At 51.3% G+C, this 17,806-nt stretch carries 17 protein-coding genes; 6 read left to right on the top strand and 11 right to left on the bottom strand.

Annotated elements, in window-relative coordinates:
- Positions 1-33 precede the first annotated feature (33 nt).
- Together OGY15_RS10835 and OGY15_RS10830 are read right to left on the bottom strand one after the other, a co-directional pair.
- A complete protein-coding gene (locus OGY15_RS10835; protein WP_187252521.1) occupies positions 34-681 on the bottom strand; it encodes a 2-dehydro-3-deoxy-6-phosphogalactonate aldolase in 648 nt (215 codons plus the stop codon).
- A complete protein-coding gene (locus OGY15_RS10830; RefSeq protein WP_210905021.1) occupies positions 668-1,573 on the bottom strand; it encodes a 2-dehydro-3-deoxygalactonokinase in 906 nt (301 codons plus the stop codon). Before OGY15_RS10830 ends, OGY15_RS10835 begins: the two co-directional genes overlap by 14 nt.
- A 193-nt stretch (positions 1,574-1,766) precedes the next feature.
- Here OGY15_RS10830 and OGY15_RS10825 point away from each other — a divergent pair, with 193 nt between their 5' ends.
- The gene (locus OGY15_RS10825; protein WP_151219052.1) at positions 1,767-2,498 is read left to right on the top strand and encodes a FadR/GntR family transcriptional regulator; all 732 of its coding nucleotides are present in this window, start codon (positions 1,767-1,769) and stop codon (positions 2,496-2,498) included.
- Between the two features lie 93 nt (positions 2,499-2,591).
- Positions 2,592-2,732: a hypothetical protein gene (locus OGY15_RS10820; protein ID WP_151219111.1), complete on the top strand. Its 141-nt coding sequence runs from the start codon at positions 2,592-2,594 to the stop codon at positions 2,730-2,732.
- Positions 2,733-2,791: 59 nt separating this feature from the next.
- Here OGY15_RS10820 and ydhT read toward each other — a convergent pair whose 3' ends face one another.
- The 9 genes from ydhT to ttrS all read right to left on the bottom strand — a co-directional run bounded on the left by ydhT (position 2,792) and on the right by ttrS (position 11,721).
- Positions 2,792-3,604 (bottom strand): protein YdhT, encoded by an 813-nt coding sequence (ydhT, locus tag OGY15_RS10815; RefSeq protein WP_151219051.1) that lies wholly within the window; start codon positions 3,602-3,604, stop codon positions 2,792-2,794.
- A gap of 3 nt (positions 3,605-3,607) precedes the next feature.
- Positions 3,608-4,393, bottom strand: coding sequence for a thiosulfate reductase cytochrome B subunit (gene phsC, locus OGY15_RS10810; RefSeq protein ID WP_278237911.1), 786 nt, complete (start codon positions 4,391-4,393; stop codon positions 3,608-3,610).
- The gene (locus OGY15_RS10805) at positions 4,390-5,058 is read right to left on the bottom strand and encodes a 4Fe-4S dicluster domain-containing protein (RefSeq protein WP_151219049.1); all 669 of its coding nucleotides are present in this window, start codon (positions 5,056-5,058) and stop codon (positions 4,390-4,392) included. The genes phsC and OGY15_RS10805 overlap by 4 nt, the downstream gene beginning before the upstream one ends.
- A 64-nt stretch (positions 5,059-5,122) precedes the next feature.
- Entirely contained in the window at positions 5,123-5,788 is a 666-nt protein-coding gene (locus OGY15_RS10800) for a YdhW family putative oxidoreductase system protein (protein ID WP_151219048.1), read from the bottom strand.
- Positions 5,789-5,798: 10 nt separating this feature from the next.
- Positions 5,799-7,901 (bottom strand): aldehyde ferredoxin oxidoreductase, encoded by a 2,103-nt coding sequence (locus tag OGY15_RS10795; RefSeq protein WP_187252524.1) that lies wholly within the window; start codon positions 7,899-7,901, stop codon positions 5,799-5,801.
- Positions 7,902-8,020: 119 nt separating this feature from the next.
- Complete coding sequence (locus OGY15_RS10790; protein WP_003029338.1) at positions 8,021-8,647, bottom strand: ferredoxin-like protein; 627 nt, start codon at positions 8,645-8,647, stop codon at positions 8,021-8,023.
- A gap of 479 nt (positions 8,648-9,126) precedes the next feature.
- Positions 9,127-9,336, bottom strand: a complete 210-nt coding sequence (fumD, locus tag OGY15_RS10785; RefSeq protein ID WP_151219047.1) for a fumarate hydratase FumD — start codon at positions 9,334-9,336, stop codon at positions 9,127-9,129.
- Positions 9,337-9,428: 92 nt separating this feature from the next.
- Positions 9,429-10,013: a tetrathionate respiration response regulator TtrR gene (ttrR, locus tag OGY15_RS10780; protein WP_151225391.1), complete on the bottom strand. Its 585-nt coding sequence runs from the start codon at positions 10,011-10,013 to the stop codon at positions 9,429-9,431.
- The gene (gene ttrS, locus OGY15_RS10775) at positions 9,988-11,721 is read right to left on the bottom strand and encodes a tetrathionate respiration histidine kinase TtrS (protein WP_151225712.1); all 1,734 of its coding nucleotides are present in this window, start codon (positions 11,719-11,721) and stop codon (positions 9,988-9,990) included. The genes ttrR and ttrS overlap by 26 nt, the downstream gene beginning before the upstream one ends.
- A 226-nt stretch (positions 11,722-11,947) precedes the next feature.
- Here ttrS and ttrB point away from each other — a divergent pair, with 226 nt between their 5' ends.
- From ttrB to OGY15_RS10755, 4 genes are all read left to right on the top strand, one after another.
- Entirely contained in the window at positions 11,948-12,682 is a 735-nt protein-coding gene (gene ttrB, locus OGY15_RS10770) for a tetrathionate reductase subunit TtrB (RefSeq protein WP_353655352.1), read from the top strand.
- Positions 12,683-13,705: a tetrathionate reductase subunit TtrC gene (ttrC, locus tag OGY15_RS10765; protein ID WP_151219045.1), complete on the top strand. Its 1,023-nt coding sequence runs from the start codon at positions 12,683-12,685 to the stop codon at positions 13,703-13,705.
- Positions 13,698-16,769: a tetrathionate reductase subunit TtrA gene (gene ttrA / locus OGY15_RS10760; protein WP_286539073.1), complete on the top strand. Its 3,072-nt coding sequence runs from the start codon at positions 13,698-13,700 to the stop codon at positions 16,767-16,769. The genes ttrC and ttrA overlap by 8 nt, the downstream gene beginning before the upstream one ends.
- Positions 16,770-16,958: 189 nt before the next feature.
- Entirely contained in the window at positions 16,959-17,546 is a 588-nt protein-coding gene (locus OGY15_RS10755) for a hypothetical protein (RefSeq protein ID WP_286539071.1), read from the top strand.
- Positions 17,547-17,806 lie beyond the last annotated feature (260 nt).

The raw sequence follows: 17,806 nt of genomic DNA, 5'->3' as shown, positions 1-17,806 counted from the left end.
TTTCAGCCTCTTGAGTTGTTATTGTCGCGATGCTCAGGTATTAACCTGTTGCCATGCCTGGGCATAGGCCTGCGCGTTGGATCGAACCTGTTCATAATCTGCGCCCGCACGATACAAACCGCCGCCGCAACCAAAACCTTTTGCTCCCGCCTTACACCAGTTTTGTAACTGTTGCGCTTTAGCGGAAATACCGCCAACCGGCATACACACGACGTGAGGGGGTAAAACCACGCACATGGCACGGAGTATCTCCGGTGAGATCATTTCCGCCGGATAAAACTTCAATCCGCTGGCACCAGCATCCAGCGCCATAAACGCTTCGCTTGGTGTGGTAACGCCGGGCAAACTGATGACGCCATGATCTCTGCTACGGCTGATCACTGCGGTGTTCATATTGGGTGAGATGATGACCTGACCGCCCGCATCGACAACACTATCGACCTGTTCTGTCGTCAATACCGTACCCGCTCCGACGATAGCACGCTCACCCACCCTTTCACGGAGCAGCGTGATAGAATCGAGCGCTCGCGGTGAATTCAGCGGGACTTCGAGCCAGGTGAAGCCGGCCTCGAGTAATACGTCGCCAATTTCCGGCGCGTCCTCTGGTGTCAGACCGCGTAAAATCGCGATCATAGGAAGCGGCGTTTTTTGCCATAAGCTGGCAAAGTTAAAGCTGTCCATTTTGTTTCTCTGCTAGTTGTTGTTGAAGAGACTGCATACCGGCAATAAAACAGCGATCACCATCGATGCAGCGTGTCTGAATACCAAACGCATTGGCAGCCAATTGATAACGTCGTGTTAACGCCGTACTGCCCACCAGCCAAACGAGTCCGGTGTTGTCAGTGCAAAACTCCATTCCAATCAATAGACCGGAGAGATAATCACTCACAGATTCAGGCGGTATTTCCCCCGAAAGCCGTAGCGTCCGGGCAGAAAACAGAAGTTGGCTTAATGCAGCGTTGCGCCGGGATGCCGCAACACCGCGCAAGAATGCACTGTCATCAACCACCGCATCTGGAAGCGCACGTCCCAGCAAGGAGTGGGTAATTAGCACGTGGAATAGTTCGCCTGTCATATAAGTCGAAAAATCAACGATTTCTCGCTTCTTCATTCGAGCGTGTTTGCTATGTGTACCCGGCAGAATCGCCCGGAAGTCGACGATACCTTCCAATAAGGACAGCCCGAATAGTTGTACTTCTTCACCGCGCATCACATCCGGTATGTCACCGTTAGGTGCTTTACGTATGCCTGGTACAATCCATGCTTCGCTGCCCCAGGAGGTGGTGAATTTTTTGCTGTGCGTAAGCAGGCTATCGGTGCTCGCGGGTAATGGACAGTAATCAACCTCATACCAACCCTGCTGCGAACCTACCATTCCTGCCATTGCAATCATCGGTGAACCTGATTCCACCCACTCGCCCAGTAGCATTTTTAACGTCGAATCGAACCGCCCCGGCTCGACGTGAAGAAGTCCGCAGCTGGCGCTGCGCTTATCCAACACATCGTTTCCTGCCATCAACCACGCGCGAAAATTCGAGGTTCCCCAGTCGATCGCGATCCATTCCCCACTCATCTTGTAACCTCAATAAACATATCTTGTATGACAAGAATGTAATTGAGTTAATGTTACCGATCTGTGATCGCGATCGTGAAGTGAAATAAAACATTTCATGTCGTAAGCTGATCTCACAAGAAGAACTATCTTGTATACCTAACATTCTGTTTTTCGAGTACAATGCCTCATTCTCATTTCTTCAAGGCCGAATATGACTACCTCGCTAACAAACATCTCTGAAACGATTACCCGCGATCTGGCGATGAAAATCATTCGCGGAACCCTGGACGATGGAGAGATGCTCCCCGGCGAAAATGAACTTGCCGTGCAATATTGCGCGTCACGTACCTCTGTGCGTAATGCGTTGCATGTCCTGTCGGCGAAAGGTTTATTATCAATTCAGGCGAAACGACGCAGCACGGTTAACCCGCGTGAACTCTGGAGTTTTCTGGATACGGATGTACTGAGCTGGATGGAAGAAGTTGGTATTTCGCCCGATGTTGCAGAGCAACTGATGGTAACGCGTCTGATGTTTGAACCTAACGCCGCTGCGCTGGCCGCCGCTAACGCTACAGCTCGCGATTTAGCTGCCATTGAAGATGCCTGGACGCTTATGTCGCGCGGGCAAAGGCAGGATCAGGTTGCCCTCTTCGAGGAAGGTGATTTAGCCTTTCACACGGCATTACTCAAGTCCTGCCATAACCCCTTTTTAATGTCCATTGGCAACGCCCTTTCAGCCGCCATGATGCTGTCGTTTAAACAGACGCAGGAGTCATCGGTTAAGGAGACCGAGCATGCCGTTGAGCAACACCGACTCCTTCTGGAAGCAATACGATTACGCCAGGCCGTTACGGCGCGGGAATGCATGCGCGATATTATTCTTAGTGCGGCCAACCGCCATTTGTGGAAAACAGTGCCGGATAAATACGCGCACCTGGTTTAAGTCGGAGGTTAAGTAGCAAAAATCGCTGCTGTTAAACAACATTTTTGCAATATAATAACGAGATGTTAAACGATGAACCTGAGCAGGTGAATGATGGAAATTGATCTCGATAATCTGGTCTTTGATGGGCTGGAAGAAGCGCAGGCCCGCAACGCCGAACGTCTGGAAGATGCAGACCAAAAAGCACAAGAAATTGTTGCTGATAACGACTGCGGCGATGCCTGCAAAATCTGATTTCCACACCGGCGCAATGCCGGTTTTTACTTCCTGCAGATTCCTTCCCGGTAAGAGATTCAACATTCAATAAATTGATGTTCTTCGTTGAGCCGATATTTCACCCCCGCCCGAATGTTGTTTTCCCCCTCAACAGCAAGCGCAAAGCGCATTCTCTCGCCATCGTGATAGGCCAGCGCCGCGCAGCCGCCGGGGCCGAGAATGATCGAGTCGACGGTGCCGGTACTGGCAACAACGGCGTTTTCTCCGCTGGCAATAATGTGGATGTTGTCCGCACAGTTGGCAATGTTAGATTCTGCGCCGAAGCAGGCCAACTGGGTTAAATCACCGCTGCAGGCAATCCGGTTCCGGTCGCCGAGCGAGCTGATGCGTACTCGCATGCCGGTACAGGCGATACGCGTTGCGTCGCCCACGCTACTGATCCGCGCCGAATTACCCGCTACCGCAATTCGCCCGCGATCGCCTGAGCTGCCAATATGCGCGTTATAGCCGACGCTGCCAATACGTGCGCTGTAACCTGCGCTGGCGATTTGTACGGCATACCCGGCGCTGGCGATTTTAACGTTATCGTCTGCGCTACTACATCGGGCGTTATCTTCCGCACTCGCCAGCGGACGATTGATTTCCCCCGCCGTTTGCGCACGGGCAATATTCCCCATAGCATAAATATCCTGCTGGACAAAACTCGCCTCTTCCCGCCATTTTGACCAGCCGTATTCCACCAGGCTATTTGCCCAGTCTGTATACCCTTCCCGCTGGAGCGCACGATGAACATCGGCGTAACTTCCACCTAACGGAAATGCACGTAGAAACCAGCGATACATTACGGGCCCAACGCGCCAGGCCCGTAAATCACTTCGCGTAATCATCATCGCTTAATGCCGGTGATAGCCATCCACCATACACTTGAAGGTTTCGCCCGGCGTACGACCTGTTGTGCAAAGATAAAGATGCCCAAAAATGAAAAAAAGACTGACAATTGCCAGCGCAAAGTGCGCCTGAAGTAACCAGTAACGCACGCCAGGGAACACATCGCCGACGACCGTAGGATAGAGCGACAGCAACCCAGAGATAAGCAGCAGTGGCAGCAAACCATACATCACGCCAACATAGGCCGCTTGCTGTAGCGGATTGAATTTAGAACGCTTTGATGCCGGGAATGGATGTGGCTCACCCTGCATAATGCCAAACAGATAAAAACGTGCTTGTCTCTGCGCGCGAGCGATCCAGCCCTGACGTTGAATAAAATAGTGATGCCCGTTGCCGCCAATCATGTTGATCAGAACAAAACCCATCCAACAAGCGAGCAGCAAAAAGCCGCAAACCTCATGTACGGTAAGCAGGCTTTTCATCACCGACGCGCTGGCAGCAGAGAAGTGATTGATCAGGCCACTGACCAGAAGTAGCAGGAATAATAGCGCATTCGACCAGTGCCACAAACGAACGGCCTTTGAGTATAAATAGACCGTCTCACCGTGCCCTGCCGGTGCTTTATGCGCAGCCCGAAAGCGCAGCATGGCGTGTAGCGCCAGCACCATCCACATCCCCACCAGCATCAATCCGGCAATGACCAACCACACGGGCCAGTAGTCCGGTGAAAACAGGGGAACATACTGCGCAAGCTGGGCATGAAACTGTTCGGCATTCTGCGACGCGTTCATACATTATCCTTTTTAATCAAATGTTGACCGAACCGACGATACAGATGGGGTTTTCCGGCGCCTGCAAGTTGATATTCGTAATATTTGTTCTCTCGCAACCAGGTCTGAATTTCCGGGCTATCTTCACGACCAAAAATCAGCGCATGTTCCGGGCAAGCATTAACACAGATCGGCGGGAAACCTTTCGCCAGACGAGATTCAGCGCAAAAGTCGCATTTATCCGCTACTTTGGTCTGCGGGTTTAGATAGCGCACCTGATAAGGACACGCGCCAATACAGTAGCTGCAGCCGATACAGGAAGACGCGTCAACCCGCACAATGCCGTTCTCATCTCGCCAGGAAGCACCGGTTGGACACACCTCAATACAGGGCGCATCATCACAATGCTGGCAGGACTGACGGAAATAGTGATACAGCGTTTCGTTGTCGTTATCCGAGACCGGAATATGCGCTATCGACAATCGACTGCCCTGGGCAGGGACATGGTTGGTTTTCCTGCATGCTCGGGCGCAGAGATTACATCCGTTACACAGTGATTCGTCGTGAATCATGACGTAACGCACGGCTTTAGGGCTCTTCGTACTCGCTAACAAATTTTGACCCGGGCCGGTGAAAAAAATTACCGTCCCCATGCCAATGACAAATTTTCGTCGGGTGAAGGACATCGGGTTATCCTCTAATACTGTGACAGTGGTCGTCCACACGTTCCATGACATCAACCTGAAAAATTCAGGGGTTCTGATACTGCTCAACCTCAAGCCATTCGCACAGGCCGTACGCTTTGCCATAACTCATAAAACGTTCGCTAAACAGATAAGGCTCCGCATTTGACGATTCCACAGTCCGTATATCTGCGTAATCAGGATGCATTTCCATGGCCGTTAGCGCCGCTGTAACCTGCTGAGATTCAAAGCTATACGGCGGTTGCATCAACATGGCGACCTTATAGGGGCGAGGGTACGTTCGACAATCAAAACGTACCGCCTCGGCAATCGCGAGGCAGATGTCGTTTTCCACTACCTGCACACACATGTTGGCGTAGTTTGCCGTCATGGTTTGCGTCGAATAGAAATACGCATCTTCGGTGCCCTGCACACAGGTGATATCCGTGCTATTCGCATCCAGACACAGCGCATCCAGTAGCGCGGAGAGATCGGTTTCAGGGACCGAGTAAGGTGGTAGCAAAAACAGACTACGCGCCACCAGTTGCCCCGAAACTGAATGCTGACGGATAAAATCTGCCACAATCGCCTGCGGGTTGGCGGGGTCCTGAACCTGCGGCACACTCACCTGTTCTACCGGCGGGTGAAAAGCCTGCAACCATTGTCTCTTGTGGCCATCTACCTCGTCAGGAAGCGCCTCATCGGGTGTCAGAACATCGCTCACGTTTGTCATCTCGCGTTCCTTACGCCGGCAACAGATCTTGCGCCGCCAAATCAGCGGCTACATCTTCAAGTCCGAGTCGGTACAGGGTTTCACGCGTTGGGCAACCCAGCTCTGGATCCCAGCCCATTTCCTGATAGAACATCGTCAATGACTGACGCATATCTTCCCGATCCATCTTGTCGGTCCCTTCAGTGAAGACGGGGATCTTCGGATCTTTATCGAACACCCAGGAGCAGATGAGATCGTGCTCATTGCGCATATCTTTGGTTTGCATCAGTTTGACGGTATAAGCACGATGCAAAGTAAAGATGCGTTCAGCAGCCAGATCCAGACTCGCTTGCGTGGTTTCATCGCCGGTGACCGCCTGGAAGAATTTTGCTTCCAGATCCAAATCCCCGCGATAGTTGCGGCTCTTGAGCGGGGAAACCGTCATCGGCCAGACCCAGTTGCACAACGTCACCGCGTTATGCAGGCAGACTTTCAGCAGCGTCCATTTGGCATATTTGATCTTGGCAGCATTGATCGGGGTGTAGTTTTTGGTTTCATCGTAGGCATCCTGTGAACCAAACAGCTCGCCCGCCACTTCGCGCTGCAATTTCAACGGCAAACCGGAACCGATGAAGTTGATATGGGTGTGCGCCATGCAGTCACGGTTAAACATACAGTTGGTGATCGCCCCCACCTGCGCTGAAGCCTCGTTCGCATGGTGAACAGGAAAACCGAACGGTGACCACAGTTTATTTTTGGCGTAGCCCCAGTACTCTTCGCCCAGATCCCAGCGCTCAGCAATGGCATACGAGCCGTCCGCAAGGTGGCTAAGTTCGCCTACGCGGTGCGCCAGTCGATAGTAAAAGTCTTTAATAAAATTAGGATCGCCTTCTTCCAGCTGATCCCACCTGATCTCCGCATACTCCTCTGCTGGCAGCACGCGCTTAAATACGCCTTTCGAATAACAGTAAGTAAAGTCACGATGCAACTGCCCGTAGTTACACCAGATGCCGTAATCGTCAAACAGGTTCAGGCCAATCAGGTTCCCCACCACGCGCCCATCGTCTTTATCGTCGAAATCTTTCGGGCCATTGGGGAAAATGGTGGTGTGGACAAAGTTCGCTACGCAAGTATTACCACCGGTACTCGGTACACCAAAATCTTTCACTCGCGGGACATTGAGCTGCGACATACAGCGAATTGGGCAAGAATGGCAGCCACTCATTTTGACCGTGTACTTCTCAGCTGCTGGTCCCAGATCGAAAACGGATTTATAGGTTCGAAAACCCACGGTATTCTGGTTGCCAGGTGGGATTTCCCCGGTTTCGATTGGTCCCCCTTCTGCTGCGCCCCAGAAGAGTCCCTTACGCGCCGTCCAGCGGGAATTTGGCGAAGAGTATTCCGCCCAGGCCTGCGGGGTGCTTGGCACAACGTGGTTGTTGTTGGCACCGATGAGCTCGGTCATCATGTAGTCATTGAGCCGTTTCATCTCTTTGCGGTCGGCAATATTGACGCCTTTAGTGCCTTCTACCGCAATAGCCTTCAGGTTTTTCGAGCCCATTACTGCGCCGGTACCAGCACCGCCGCTGTGGTTACGACTGTTGATCATGCAGGAGAGCGGCACCAGATTTTCCCCCGCCTGGCCTATCGCGGCAACGCAGGTTTCAGGACTGGTAATGCGGCAAATTTCTTCAGTTGTGGCGCGCGTCCCCTTACCCCACAGGAAATCGGCTTTTTCGATGCTAACCTTATCGTCTTTAATGTTGAGCCAGACGGGGGTCGCGGATTTGCCTTCAATAATAATGGCGTCGTAACCGGCGAATTTCATTTGCGCGGCAAAGAATCCCCCCATATGGGCATCCACGACTAAATTACCTTTGGTAAAGGTCGATAAGGAGGTGATATTGACGCGGGAGCTACACGGAGCACCAGAACCCGTTAACGGCCCGGTGGCAAAAACCAGCTTATTCCCTTCATCAAAAGGCATGGTGCCGGGCGGAACTTCGTCGTACATAATTTTATAACCAAAGCCCATCCCGCCGACAAATTTTTTAAATTTACTGGAATCCTCAAGGGTGATATTACCCGTAGAGAGATTGACCCGTAAAATATTACCTGTCCAACCATTAGCCATCATATTTTCCTTTGCAAGAAGGTTTAATAGATATACTCGCCATCCGTCAGGCATTTTTTTCTGCAACACCGCGATATTTTCGGCAATTAATGACGCGTATCAGGCATGCCTGCTATCTATCAAACAGTAATATCTTTCCACTCGATAATTTTTAATGCCCCAGTTGGACACGCATTTGCGCATTCCCCGCATAACACACATTTTGAGGATTTTTTGGTTTCGGTATTCACGGTCGCCATCATCCACGGACAGGCAGTAGTACACGCGCTGCAGCCAATACAACGTTTGTGATCCACGGCAATACAACCGTCTTCCTGTTTCCAGGTAATAGCGCCAATGGGGCAGACCTTCATACATTGCGGATCTTTGCACTGACGACAGGTATCAGCGGTATAGTTTAAATCGCCATACAGTCCGCCACCGGAGCCAACACCATCATCGCCAAAGAAGAAATTGCGATGGATTTTTATACGGGAAAAGAAAGTGCCCACGGCACCATCGTTATAATTAGTGCAGGAAATTTCACAGCGGTGGCAGCCCGTACAGCGTGCTCGTTGGGTCACCAGCACCCCTTTCGGCGTATTGATAAGACCCACAGTACCGCTGTCGACATCTTCCTGCTTACAGCCAAAAAGTGATAACAACGCAGGGGCGATGGTTAATCCCGCAAGACCTTTGCCTGATATCCGCAGAAATTCAAGCCGCGTTAAACCACAATCTAAAAATGGACGATCAACCTGGTTCATTTATTTCGCATCCTCTTCGCAAACGCTGTGGTAGCAACACCTCCAGGCTAAATTAAACCAGTGCAGCTCAAGCCATTTCGAGCGATTAATGTTGCCAACAACACGTAAATTTTTGCCCTAACCTGATCGTGTAAATGACGGTGGTTAAACTGAATGAATCTAATCCTTTGGGGTTAGGCACAGGAATAATGTGGTTATTTAGGGCTTATAGTTTTGATCGTCATCAATTAAAAAACGGAAGGGAAATAATTAATGCGGAGTGATATTTATTATCATTAAGATAAATTGAAATAGAATTTCATATGATTTACAAATATTTGTGACCCCACTCTCATATATATTTTATATATCAAACGATATACAATTTAATATACAGCGAAAAACCTTCTTCTGATTGCAGTACTAAATTATATATATTGGTAGATTAACGTAACGAGAATAAGAGGACGGCGAAGAATCTCCCTTCCTCTTTTTATGAATTAACCGGCCAACGCTTTAATTACAGTCTCGATTGCCTCTTTTTCTAACTCGCTGCGCTTCACACGCTGATTGGCGAGGGTCGTCCTCAGTACTCCCGCAATGACGATATGCTTAGGCTCCTGTCCCAGATCGCGCATTTCCAGCACTACTTTACCGACTACTCTGCACATTTCACGGTACAACTCGTCGTCTTTGGTCTGATTTCCCATTTTTGCCTGCTCGTCATTAACTCAAACCCACAGCATATATCAGTATGGCGGTTTAGACAAAATTCAATGAAAATCAATCAAATGTCATCAATCTACAGAACCTGTTGAAGACGGTTAACCAGCTCAGCCAGGCTCCCCGCCTGCATTTTTTCCATCACCCGCGCCCGATGAACCTCAACCGTACGCACGGCAATATTCATGGCGTCAGCAATTTCCCGATTCATTAACCCTTTTGCTACCAGTTGTGCCAACTCTCGCTCCTTTGGCGTAAGCTGCTGATAGCAGACCACGATCTTTTGTCGCGAGAAGGCGGCCTGAGAAACCTGCAATGCATGCTCTAATGCCGCCTGCAGCGGCGCGGCGGACACCGGCTTTTGCAAAAAATCGACCGCACCGCGTTTCATTTGTTCAACCGCCATCGGCACATCGCCATGCCCGGTGAGAAAGACGACCGCCAGCGTGCTCTTTCGCTGACGCATTGCTTCATGCACCGCGTGTCCATCGAGTACCGGCATCCGCATATCCAGCAGAAGTACGCCCACCTGGTGCAGATTTGCCCTGGCAAGGAATGTTTCGCCTTGCTCCCAGCAACTCACCTCATATCCCAGACTTTCCAGTAAAAACGCACAGGCCTGGGTTACAGCGATGTCGTCATCCAGCAGATGAATGATTGCCACGACGGCCCTCCTCCTGGTTTTGCTTAAAATGTAATGTCACTACTGCACCTGCTTTTTCATCGGGAGCTGGATGATTTTTGATATCAATGTCTCCGTTTGCGAAGCGTACCAACCGCTGGCAAATCACCAGCCCGAGTCCCATGCCCTCTTTACGCGTGGTCATAAACGGCTGAAAAGCCTGGTACAACTGAGCCTCGTCAATGCCTCCGGCATTATCCTGCAGCTGAATACTCACACCGCCATCCTGACGCAAGGCGCTAAACCACACTGTGGTAGCCCCGGCCTGGGCGGCATTGAGTACCAGATTGGCCAGCACCTGTTCGAGAAGAACGCTCGGCAACGTTAGCGTTAACGCCTTGCTAACTCGCGTTTGCAGCGCTATCGCCGGGAATTGCTGAGGCATGCGCAATAATTGCCAGACGTGATGGATTGCATCGTGAACGTTGACGGCTTGCCAGTCATCGGTCATCACCGGATTACCCTGTGCCTGACTGACCCACTGACGAAGATTGCGCAGCGTATCAGCGCCCCGCTGCGCCTGAGTATCAATGTGTTCCAGCGCGGGTAACAATGGGTGTTGTTCATCCTGACCGCGCAGGCGAATCAGACAACCTTGCGCATAATGGCGGATAGCCGACAGCGGCTGGTTTAGCTCATGGGCAAAGCCGGAAGTCATCTCTCCTAACACGCTCATTTGGCGAGCCGTTTCCAACGCCTGCTCCTGTTTGCGCAACAGCACGTTGTTTCGTTCCAGTTGCCTGCCGCGTCGGCGAACCAACAACATCACCCAGATGTAGTTGAGCGTGAGCAACAACAGCACGATGGCCGCCGCTCCCATCGCCAGCCGATGTTGAATAAACCAGCTTTTGACATCAAGCCACAGCTGCCGCTGCTGCGGATGCTGGCGGACATCGCGCAGCAACGCTTCCACCTCGCGGGTCGAGGCGGGCGCTCCCCAGCGAAATGTCGCGTCCTGCGGCGCATTAAACAGGGCCCGCGTGACGCGATCGGCCAGCTCGTCGCTTACCGCGGGCAGCGCCGCAAATGACCAGTCAGGATAGAGCGGCGTGCTGGTTAAACAGGGAATCGACGTCGGATAGTTAAGCACGGTCATAAAATCTGTTTTACGAATCAGCCCTTCTTCATCCATTTTTTCCAGCAGGCATACCGGCACAATCACCGCCTGCACGGCTTTTTCGCGTAATAAATAGAGTAACGCGTCAGCGGGAAATCCAGTAAATGTCAGGCGCAAATCACGCTCCGGGCGCAGGCCTGCATCGCTAAGTGCTTTATATCCTAATAAATAGCCGCCAAATGCCTGCGCATCAATGGCGCCAACGGTTTTGCCGATCAGATCGTGTGGAGAGGTTATCCCGCTGTCGCGTCTGACAAGGATCGCGCTGCCAATTACGTTACTGGCGGCTTTCCCGCCGCGGGTAGAGCGCAGCGAAGCCAGCCAGCGCAGCGCCGAACGGCTGTTTAGCTGAACAAACTGCGCCGGATTAGTGACTACAAATTGTACCGTTCCGCGATTCACCGCCTCCTGCATCTGGTGCAGATCCAGCGGTTGAATGTGAAACTGTTCGCCGGGGATTTGCTGATTTAACATAGCCTCCAGCGGCTGCCAGTGATTACGTGTGGAGACGTCCCCACGCATTGCCAAAATACCAATGTTCCATGTCTGCGCCCTGACTACACCGCTCAGCATCCACAGCGACGCCAGCAGCGTCAGACATTTTACTACGTTGCGTCCCACTCAATTATCCCTGTCTTATATGTTGTTTTAGATCAACAACTAGCCGGGTATGTGGTTAACCACAATAGAGTACTCCCCGTCACGATTTTTACACTGTAAATCATCGAGATTCTTTATTCATCACACGCAATCAACGGCGTGACCAATGTTTCGTTGTTGCATCGTGACGGGAGAAAATATGGACAGCAGTAAACGGCAGTTTCTCCAGCAACTTGGCGTCCTGACCGCTGGCGTATCGCTGGTACCTTTGGCTCAGGCGCAATTTCCCTTTTCGCCTGAACGCCATGAAGGCTCACTTCAGCATCGCTACGCCATGCTGGTTGACCTGCGACGCTGTATTGGCTGCCAGGCCTGTACCGTCAGTTGCGCTATTGAAAACCAGACGCCGCAAGGCGAGTTTCGTACCCTCGTCAATCAGTATCAGGTGCAAATTGAAGGCCAGCTGAGCGTCACTAACGTTCTGCTGCCGCGTCTGTGCAATCATTGTGATAATCCCCCCTGCGTTCCCGTTTGCCCAGTACAGGCCACCTTCCAACGCGAAGATGGCATTGTGGTGGTCGACAACACGCGGTGTGTGGGGTGCGCCTACTGCGTTCAGGCCTGTCCTTATGATGCGCGGTTCATCAACCATGAAACGCAAACCGCCGATAAATGCACTTTTTGTGTTCATCGCCTGGAAGCTGGCCTGCTCCCGGCCTGCGTGGAATCCTGCGTCGGCGGCGCACGCATTATCGGCGATATCAAAGATCCGCACAGCCGAATTTCGCAAATGCTGCATGAACACCATGACGCCATCAAAGTCCTGAAACCGGAAAACGGGACTTCACCCCACGTGTTCTATCTGGGACTGGATGAAGCGTTTGTCACCCCGTTGATGGGACGCGCTCAACCCGCTCTCTGGCAGGAGGTTTAAATGAACCATTCACTAATTATCGACGAGGTTCTGGCCCATCCCCAGGACGTAAGCTGGTTACCCTGGGCCGTACAATATTTCTTTTTCATCGGCATTGCTGCCTGCGCCGCGCTGTTCGCCTGTGTGCTTCACTGGCGCAAACAAGAGACGCCGGAACTGGAAAACATGACGCTGCTAATCGCCCTGACCTGCGCAATTACTGCGCCGCTAGCGCTGACCGCTGACTTACACCAAACTGCCCGCGTCTGGCATTTTTATGCTTTTCCGACGCCGTGGTCGTGGATGCCGTGGGGCGCGCTGTTTTTACCGCTATTTACTGGCTTCCTGGGTCTGTGGTTTCTGGCGCAGCACGTTAAACGGCTCACACTTAAAAGTTACAGTGTCACAAAATGGTTAGCATTGGGTAGCGCACTTTCGGCCATCGGACTGCTGATTTATACCGGACGCGAAGTGTCGGTAGTTCAGGCGCGCCCCGTCTGGTTCAGCTACGCCTTTCCGGTTGCGATGTTTCTCAGCGCCTTGCAAACATTTCTCGCCCTACTCATCTCAGTATCTAAAAGCGAGGGAACATTAGCGCGCAAACTGGCGTGGGGACAGATAGTCACCCTGGTAGCACTGGCTTTAGTGGTAGTGGCGTGGGCAAGCGGTAATACGCTTTCCGGTTCGGCTATCCGCCAATGGCTGGACGTGGCCTCTTCGGCACAACACTACGCCATCGGCTGGGTTGTGCTCTGGCTTATTTCGCTTGTTCTTTGCACGCTGGTGCTACGTAACCCCTTATCGCTGCCGCTGCGCATAGTACTCGCGTTAAGCGCAATGGCACTGTGCTGGCTGATGCGCTGGACATTACTCATTCAGGTACAGACCGTACCGAAATTTAACGCGCAGTTTAATCCTTACACCTTGCCCAGCGGTACCGATGGTTGGCTAGCCATTGTGGGTACCTTCGGCCTGTGGATTGCGCTGATCATTATTGTTCGTGAAGCCCTGAACGCGATCGCAAGGAGAATGCAACATGGCTAATTTAACCCGTCGTCAGTGGCTTAAAGTGGGCCTTGCCGTAGGTGGTATGATGACTTTTGGCCTGAGTTATCGGGACGTGGCAAAGCGCGCGATAGACGGTTTACTGGACGGAACCTCGGGCAAAATTACCCGTGACCGCATTTTTGGTAACGCCCTCATCCCTGAAGCTAATGCCCAGCCGCGCTGGCAGCAGAACCCACAGCAGGTTATCTCCATGACGCAGTGCTTCGGCTGCTGGACGCAGTGTGGCGTGCGGGTTCGCGTTGACAGTGAACAAGGTAAGGTACTTCGCATTGCGGGCAATCCGTATCATCCGTTGTCTCAGGAGCATCATATTGACTCCGCCGTCCCCTTTGCCACTGCAATGGAACAGCTGGCGGGCGAATCGGGTCTGGACGCGCGTTCCACTGCCTGCGCCCGTGGCGCCACCTTACTTGAAGGACTATACAGCCCGCTGCGCATTCTGGAGCCAATGAAACGCGTCGGCAAACGCGGTGAAGGAAAATGGCAACGCATTAGTTTTGAACAATTGATCAAAGAGGTAGTGGAAGGTGGCGATTTGTTTGGTGAAGGTCACGTTGATGGCTTGCGCGCAATCCATAACACCAACACACCGCTTGATGCCGGACATCCCGGATTTGGCCCAAAATCCAATCAACTGCTGGTAACCAATACCAGCGATGAAGGTCGTGATTCATTTTTACGCCGCTTCGCACTGAACAGTTTTGGCAGTAAAAACTTCGGTGCCCATGGCGCATACTGCGGTCTGGCTTATCGGGCAGGTTCCGGCGCGCTAATGGGCGATCTGGATAAAAACACCCACGTGAAGCCCGACTGGGACAACGTCGAATTTGCGCTGTTTATGGGTACGTCTCCGGCGCAATCCGGCAACCCGTTTAAGCGCCAGGCTCGCCAACTGGCCAGTGCCCGTTTACGTAACGACTTCCGGTATGTAGTGGTGGCACCAGCCCTGCCATTAACCACCGTACTGGCTGACGATCGCGGCCACTGGCAGCCCGTACGCCCAGGAAGTGACTCCGCGCTGGCGATGGGGATGATCCGTTGGATTATCGATAAACAACGTTATAACGCCGATTACCTCGCCATACCCGGCGTGCAGGCCATGCAGCAGGCAGGAGAAAAAAGTTGGACCAACGCGACGCATCTGGTGATTACCAATGAGCTTCCAACCCTTGCCGGACAGCATTTAACCCTCGCGCACCTGAGCGCAGATGCCGCCCAGGTGCCGGTAGTCATTAACGAAGCTGGCGAAATTGTCGCGGCCAGCAGTTGTGCGCGCGCGCAGCTATTCGTCGCCCGCGACGTCACGCTGGCAGACGGACAGACGGTGACCGTAAAAAGCAGCCTTCAATGTCTGAAAGAGTCCGCAGGGAAACTGTCGCTGGCACAATACAGCCAGCAGTGCGGCGTATCTGAAGCAGACATTGGCGCACTGGCCGACGCGTTTACCCGCCATGGCCGTAAAGCGGCGGTGATCACGCATGGTGGAATGATGGCAGGCAATGGATTCTATAATGCCTGGTCAGTGATGATGCTCAATGCGCTGATTGGCAACCTCAGTCTTGAAGGCGGCGTGTTTGTCGGCGGCGGCAAGTTTAATGGCGCCACCGACGGCCCACGCTACAACATGGACAGCTTCGCCGGGAAGGTTAAACCCAAAGGGTTAAGCATCGCGCGCAGTAAAACGGCTTATGAGTCTTCCGAAGAGTACCGTAATAAGGTGGCTGCCGGACAGTCGCCCTTCCCGGCCAAAGCCCCGTGGTATCCGTTTGTTGCCGGTCAGCTCACTGAACTCCTCGTCTCAGCGTTGGAAGGTTACCCTTATCCGCTAAAAGCCTGGATCTCTAATATGACCAATCCGTTCTACGGCATTGCAGGGTTGCGCGCCGTGGCGGAAGAAAAGCTTAAAGATCCTGCGCGTTTGCCGCTGTTTATCGCCATTGACGCTTTTATGAACGAAACCACGGCGCTGGCAGATTACATCGTGCCAGATACCCACAACTTTGAAAGCTGGGGATTCAGTGCGCCGTGGGCGGGTGTCGCCAGCAAAGCGACCACAGCGCGTTGGCCTGTCGTCAGAGCCGCAACCAGCACTACCGCAGATGGTCAACCGGCCTCGATGGAAGCTTTTTGTATCGCCGTTGCGAAACGTATCGGACTACCCGGATTTGGCGACAACGCAATTACCGATCCGCAGGGCAATCACTATCCGTTGAATCGTGCGGAAGATTACTACCTGCGACTCGCCGCCAATATTGCGTTTATGGGCAAAGCGCCTGTGGCAGAGGCACGGGAAGATGACATCGCGCTAACCGGGGTGCAACGAATCTTGCCTGTAATGACTCAAACGTTAAAAACCGATGAGGTAAGCCGCGTGGCGTTTATCTATTCGCGCGGTGGCCGTTTTGCGCCGGATAACAGTGGTCGGGTCGATAACCGTGTCGGCAATGCGTGGGAAAAACCGCTGCAAATATGGAATGCGGACGTCGCCGCGCACCGCCATGCGATTACCGGCGAGCGTTACAGCGGCTGCCCCGCCTGGTATCCTTCGCGCCTGTCAGATGGACGTGCGGTCGAGGAATTGTTCCCGGAACAAGAGTGGCCGCTGAAACTGATTTCCTTTAAATCCAATACTATGTCCAGCGCCACGGCGGTGATCCCGCGCCTGCATCATCTGAAACCGGTTAATCTGGTGGCGCTTAATCCGCAGGATGGTGAGCGGTATGGTTTAGCACATGGCGATAGGGTGCGGATCACTACGCCTGGCGGGCAGGCGCAGGCGCAGATAAGCCTGCTGCATGGCGTCATGCCGGGCGTGATCGCCATTGAACACGGTTACGGGCATAAAGAGATGGGCGCAGCTCAGCATACGCTCGACGGCAAGCCAATGGCATTTGATGCACAAATAAAGTCAGGAATTAATCTCAATGATTTGGGCTTTGCGGATCCTACCCGACAGGTTGCCAATACCTGGCTTGACTGGGTGTCGGGAGCCGCAGTGCGCCAGGGATTGCCAGCGAGAATTGAGCGTATAAATTGTTAATCATGTTAATAAAAGCATCGGAAAAAAATTATAACGCATTCGTAAATCAAATTTAATTAAATTAATTATTGAAAGCCTGAATTATTCAAAAAAGATTCAGGCTTTTTTATGTTTTATGCTACAGGAATCACATAATTGATATAAAAAATAGTTTTTATTGTTCTTTTAACCGATGAGTAAGTTTCTGAAATGTATTTCTATCAAAGCAAAAGAGAAATTTGTCAGTACATAAGCGAACATGAATTATGGGTTTTAGGTCGGGTCACTGGGATATTTTTAAAAATATTTAGAGAGCATATTGGTCTTGCACAGTATGATGATATTAAAAAAGCAATGATATTGTCTTCGTCGTCTATTGTTCATAAATGGAATCAGACCGGAATTAACGATATTGAAGGTTACGCAACTTATATAGAAAAATCAGCAAAACTGGTAAAGCTAATGAAAACATTCAATAAAGTTGGCATTGCCCTGTCAGCATTGAATGGTGCTAATTCTATTTATGATGCCTGTACAATTGGTAGAGATTGTGAAAAAACGGCTTACACTGAAATTGGCAAGTTTTCAGGGGATTTGCTAGTTCCAGCTATGTTTAATGCTTCAATCAAATCTGGTACGACCGCTATATGTTCAGTAGTATTGACTGTATTAAATGCTCCAGAAGGAGGTATTGCTTGCGGGATCGTTGTACAGGCAGCGGCAGCATTTGGCGTAAGCAAAGCAGGAGAAAAGATAGGTGAAACGTCCGGAGAGGTAATATACAATACGAAAAAATAAAATATGGGAAAAGCAAGAGTTATTATTTATCTATAGGATAAAGAGAGAAAATGATTAGTAAATCATTAATTACTTTAAGTTTAATAGGTATAGTATTTTTAGGAGGTATAATTATATACATTCTAATGTTTATAGCCAATAGAAATTTTTATACTATATGTGATTTATATAAAAATAAATTTGGGAGCTTACCATTAAGCACAGAGTTATTTTACACGTCATCACCATTTTTTTGGCAGGATATAATATGAAAATGAGCT

It is taken from the genome of Citrobacter sp. Cu231, assembly GCF_030332265.1.
In the GTDB taxonomy this organism is placed as follows: Bacteria; Pseudomonadota; Gammaproteobacteria; order Enterobacterales; family Enterobacteriaceae; genus Citrobacter; species Citrobacter meridianamericanus.
Note: the sequence above shows the minus strand (reverse complement) of the source record. Positions and strands in the feature narration are given on the sequence as shown.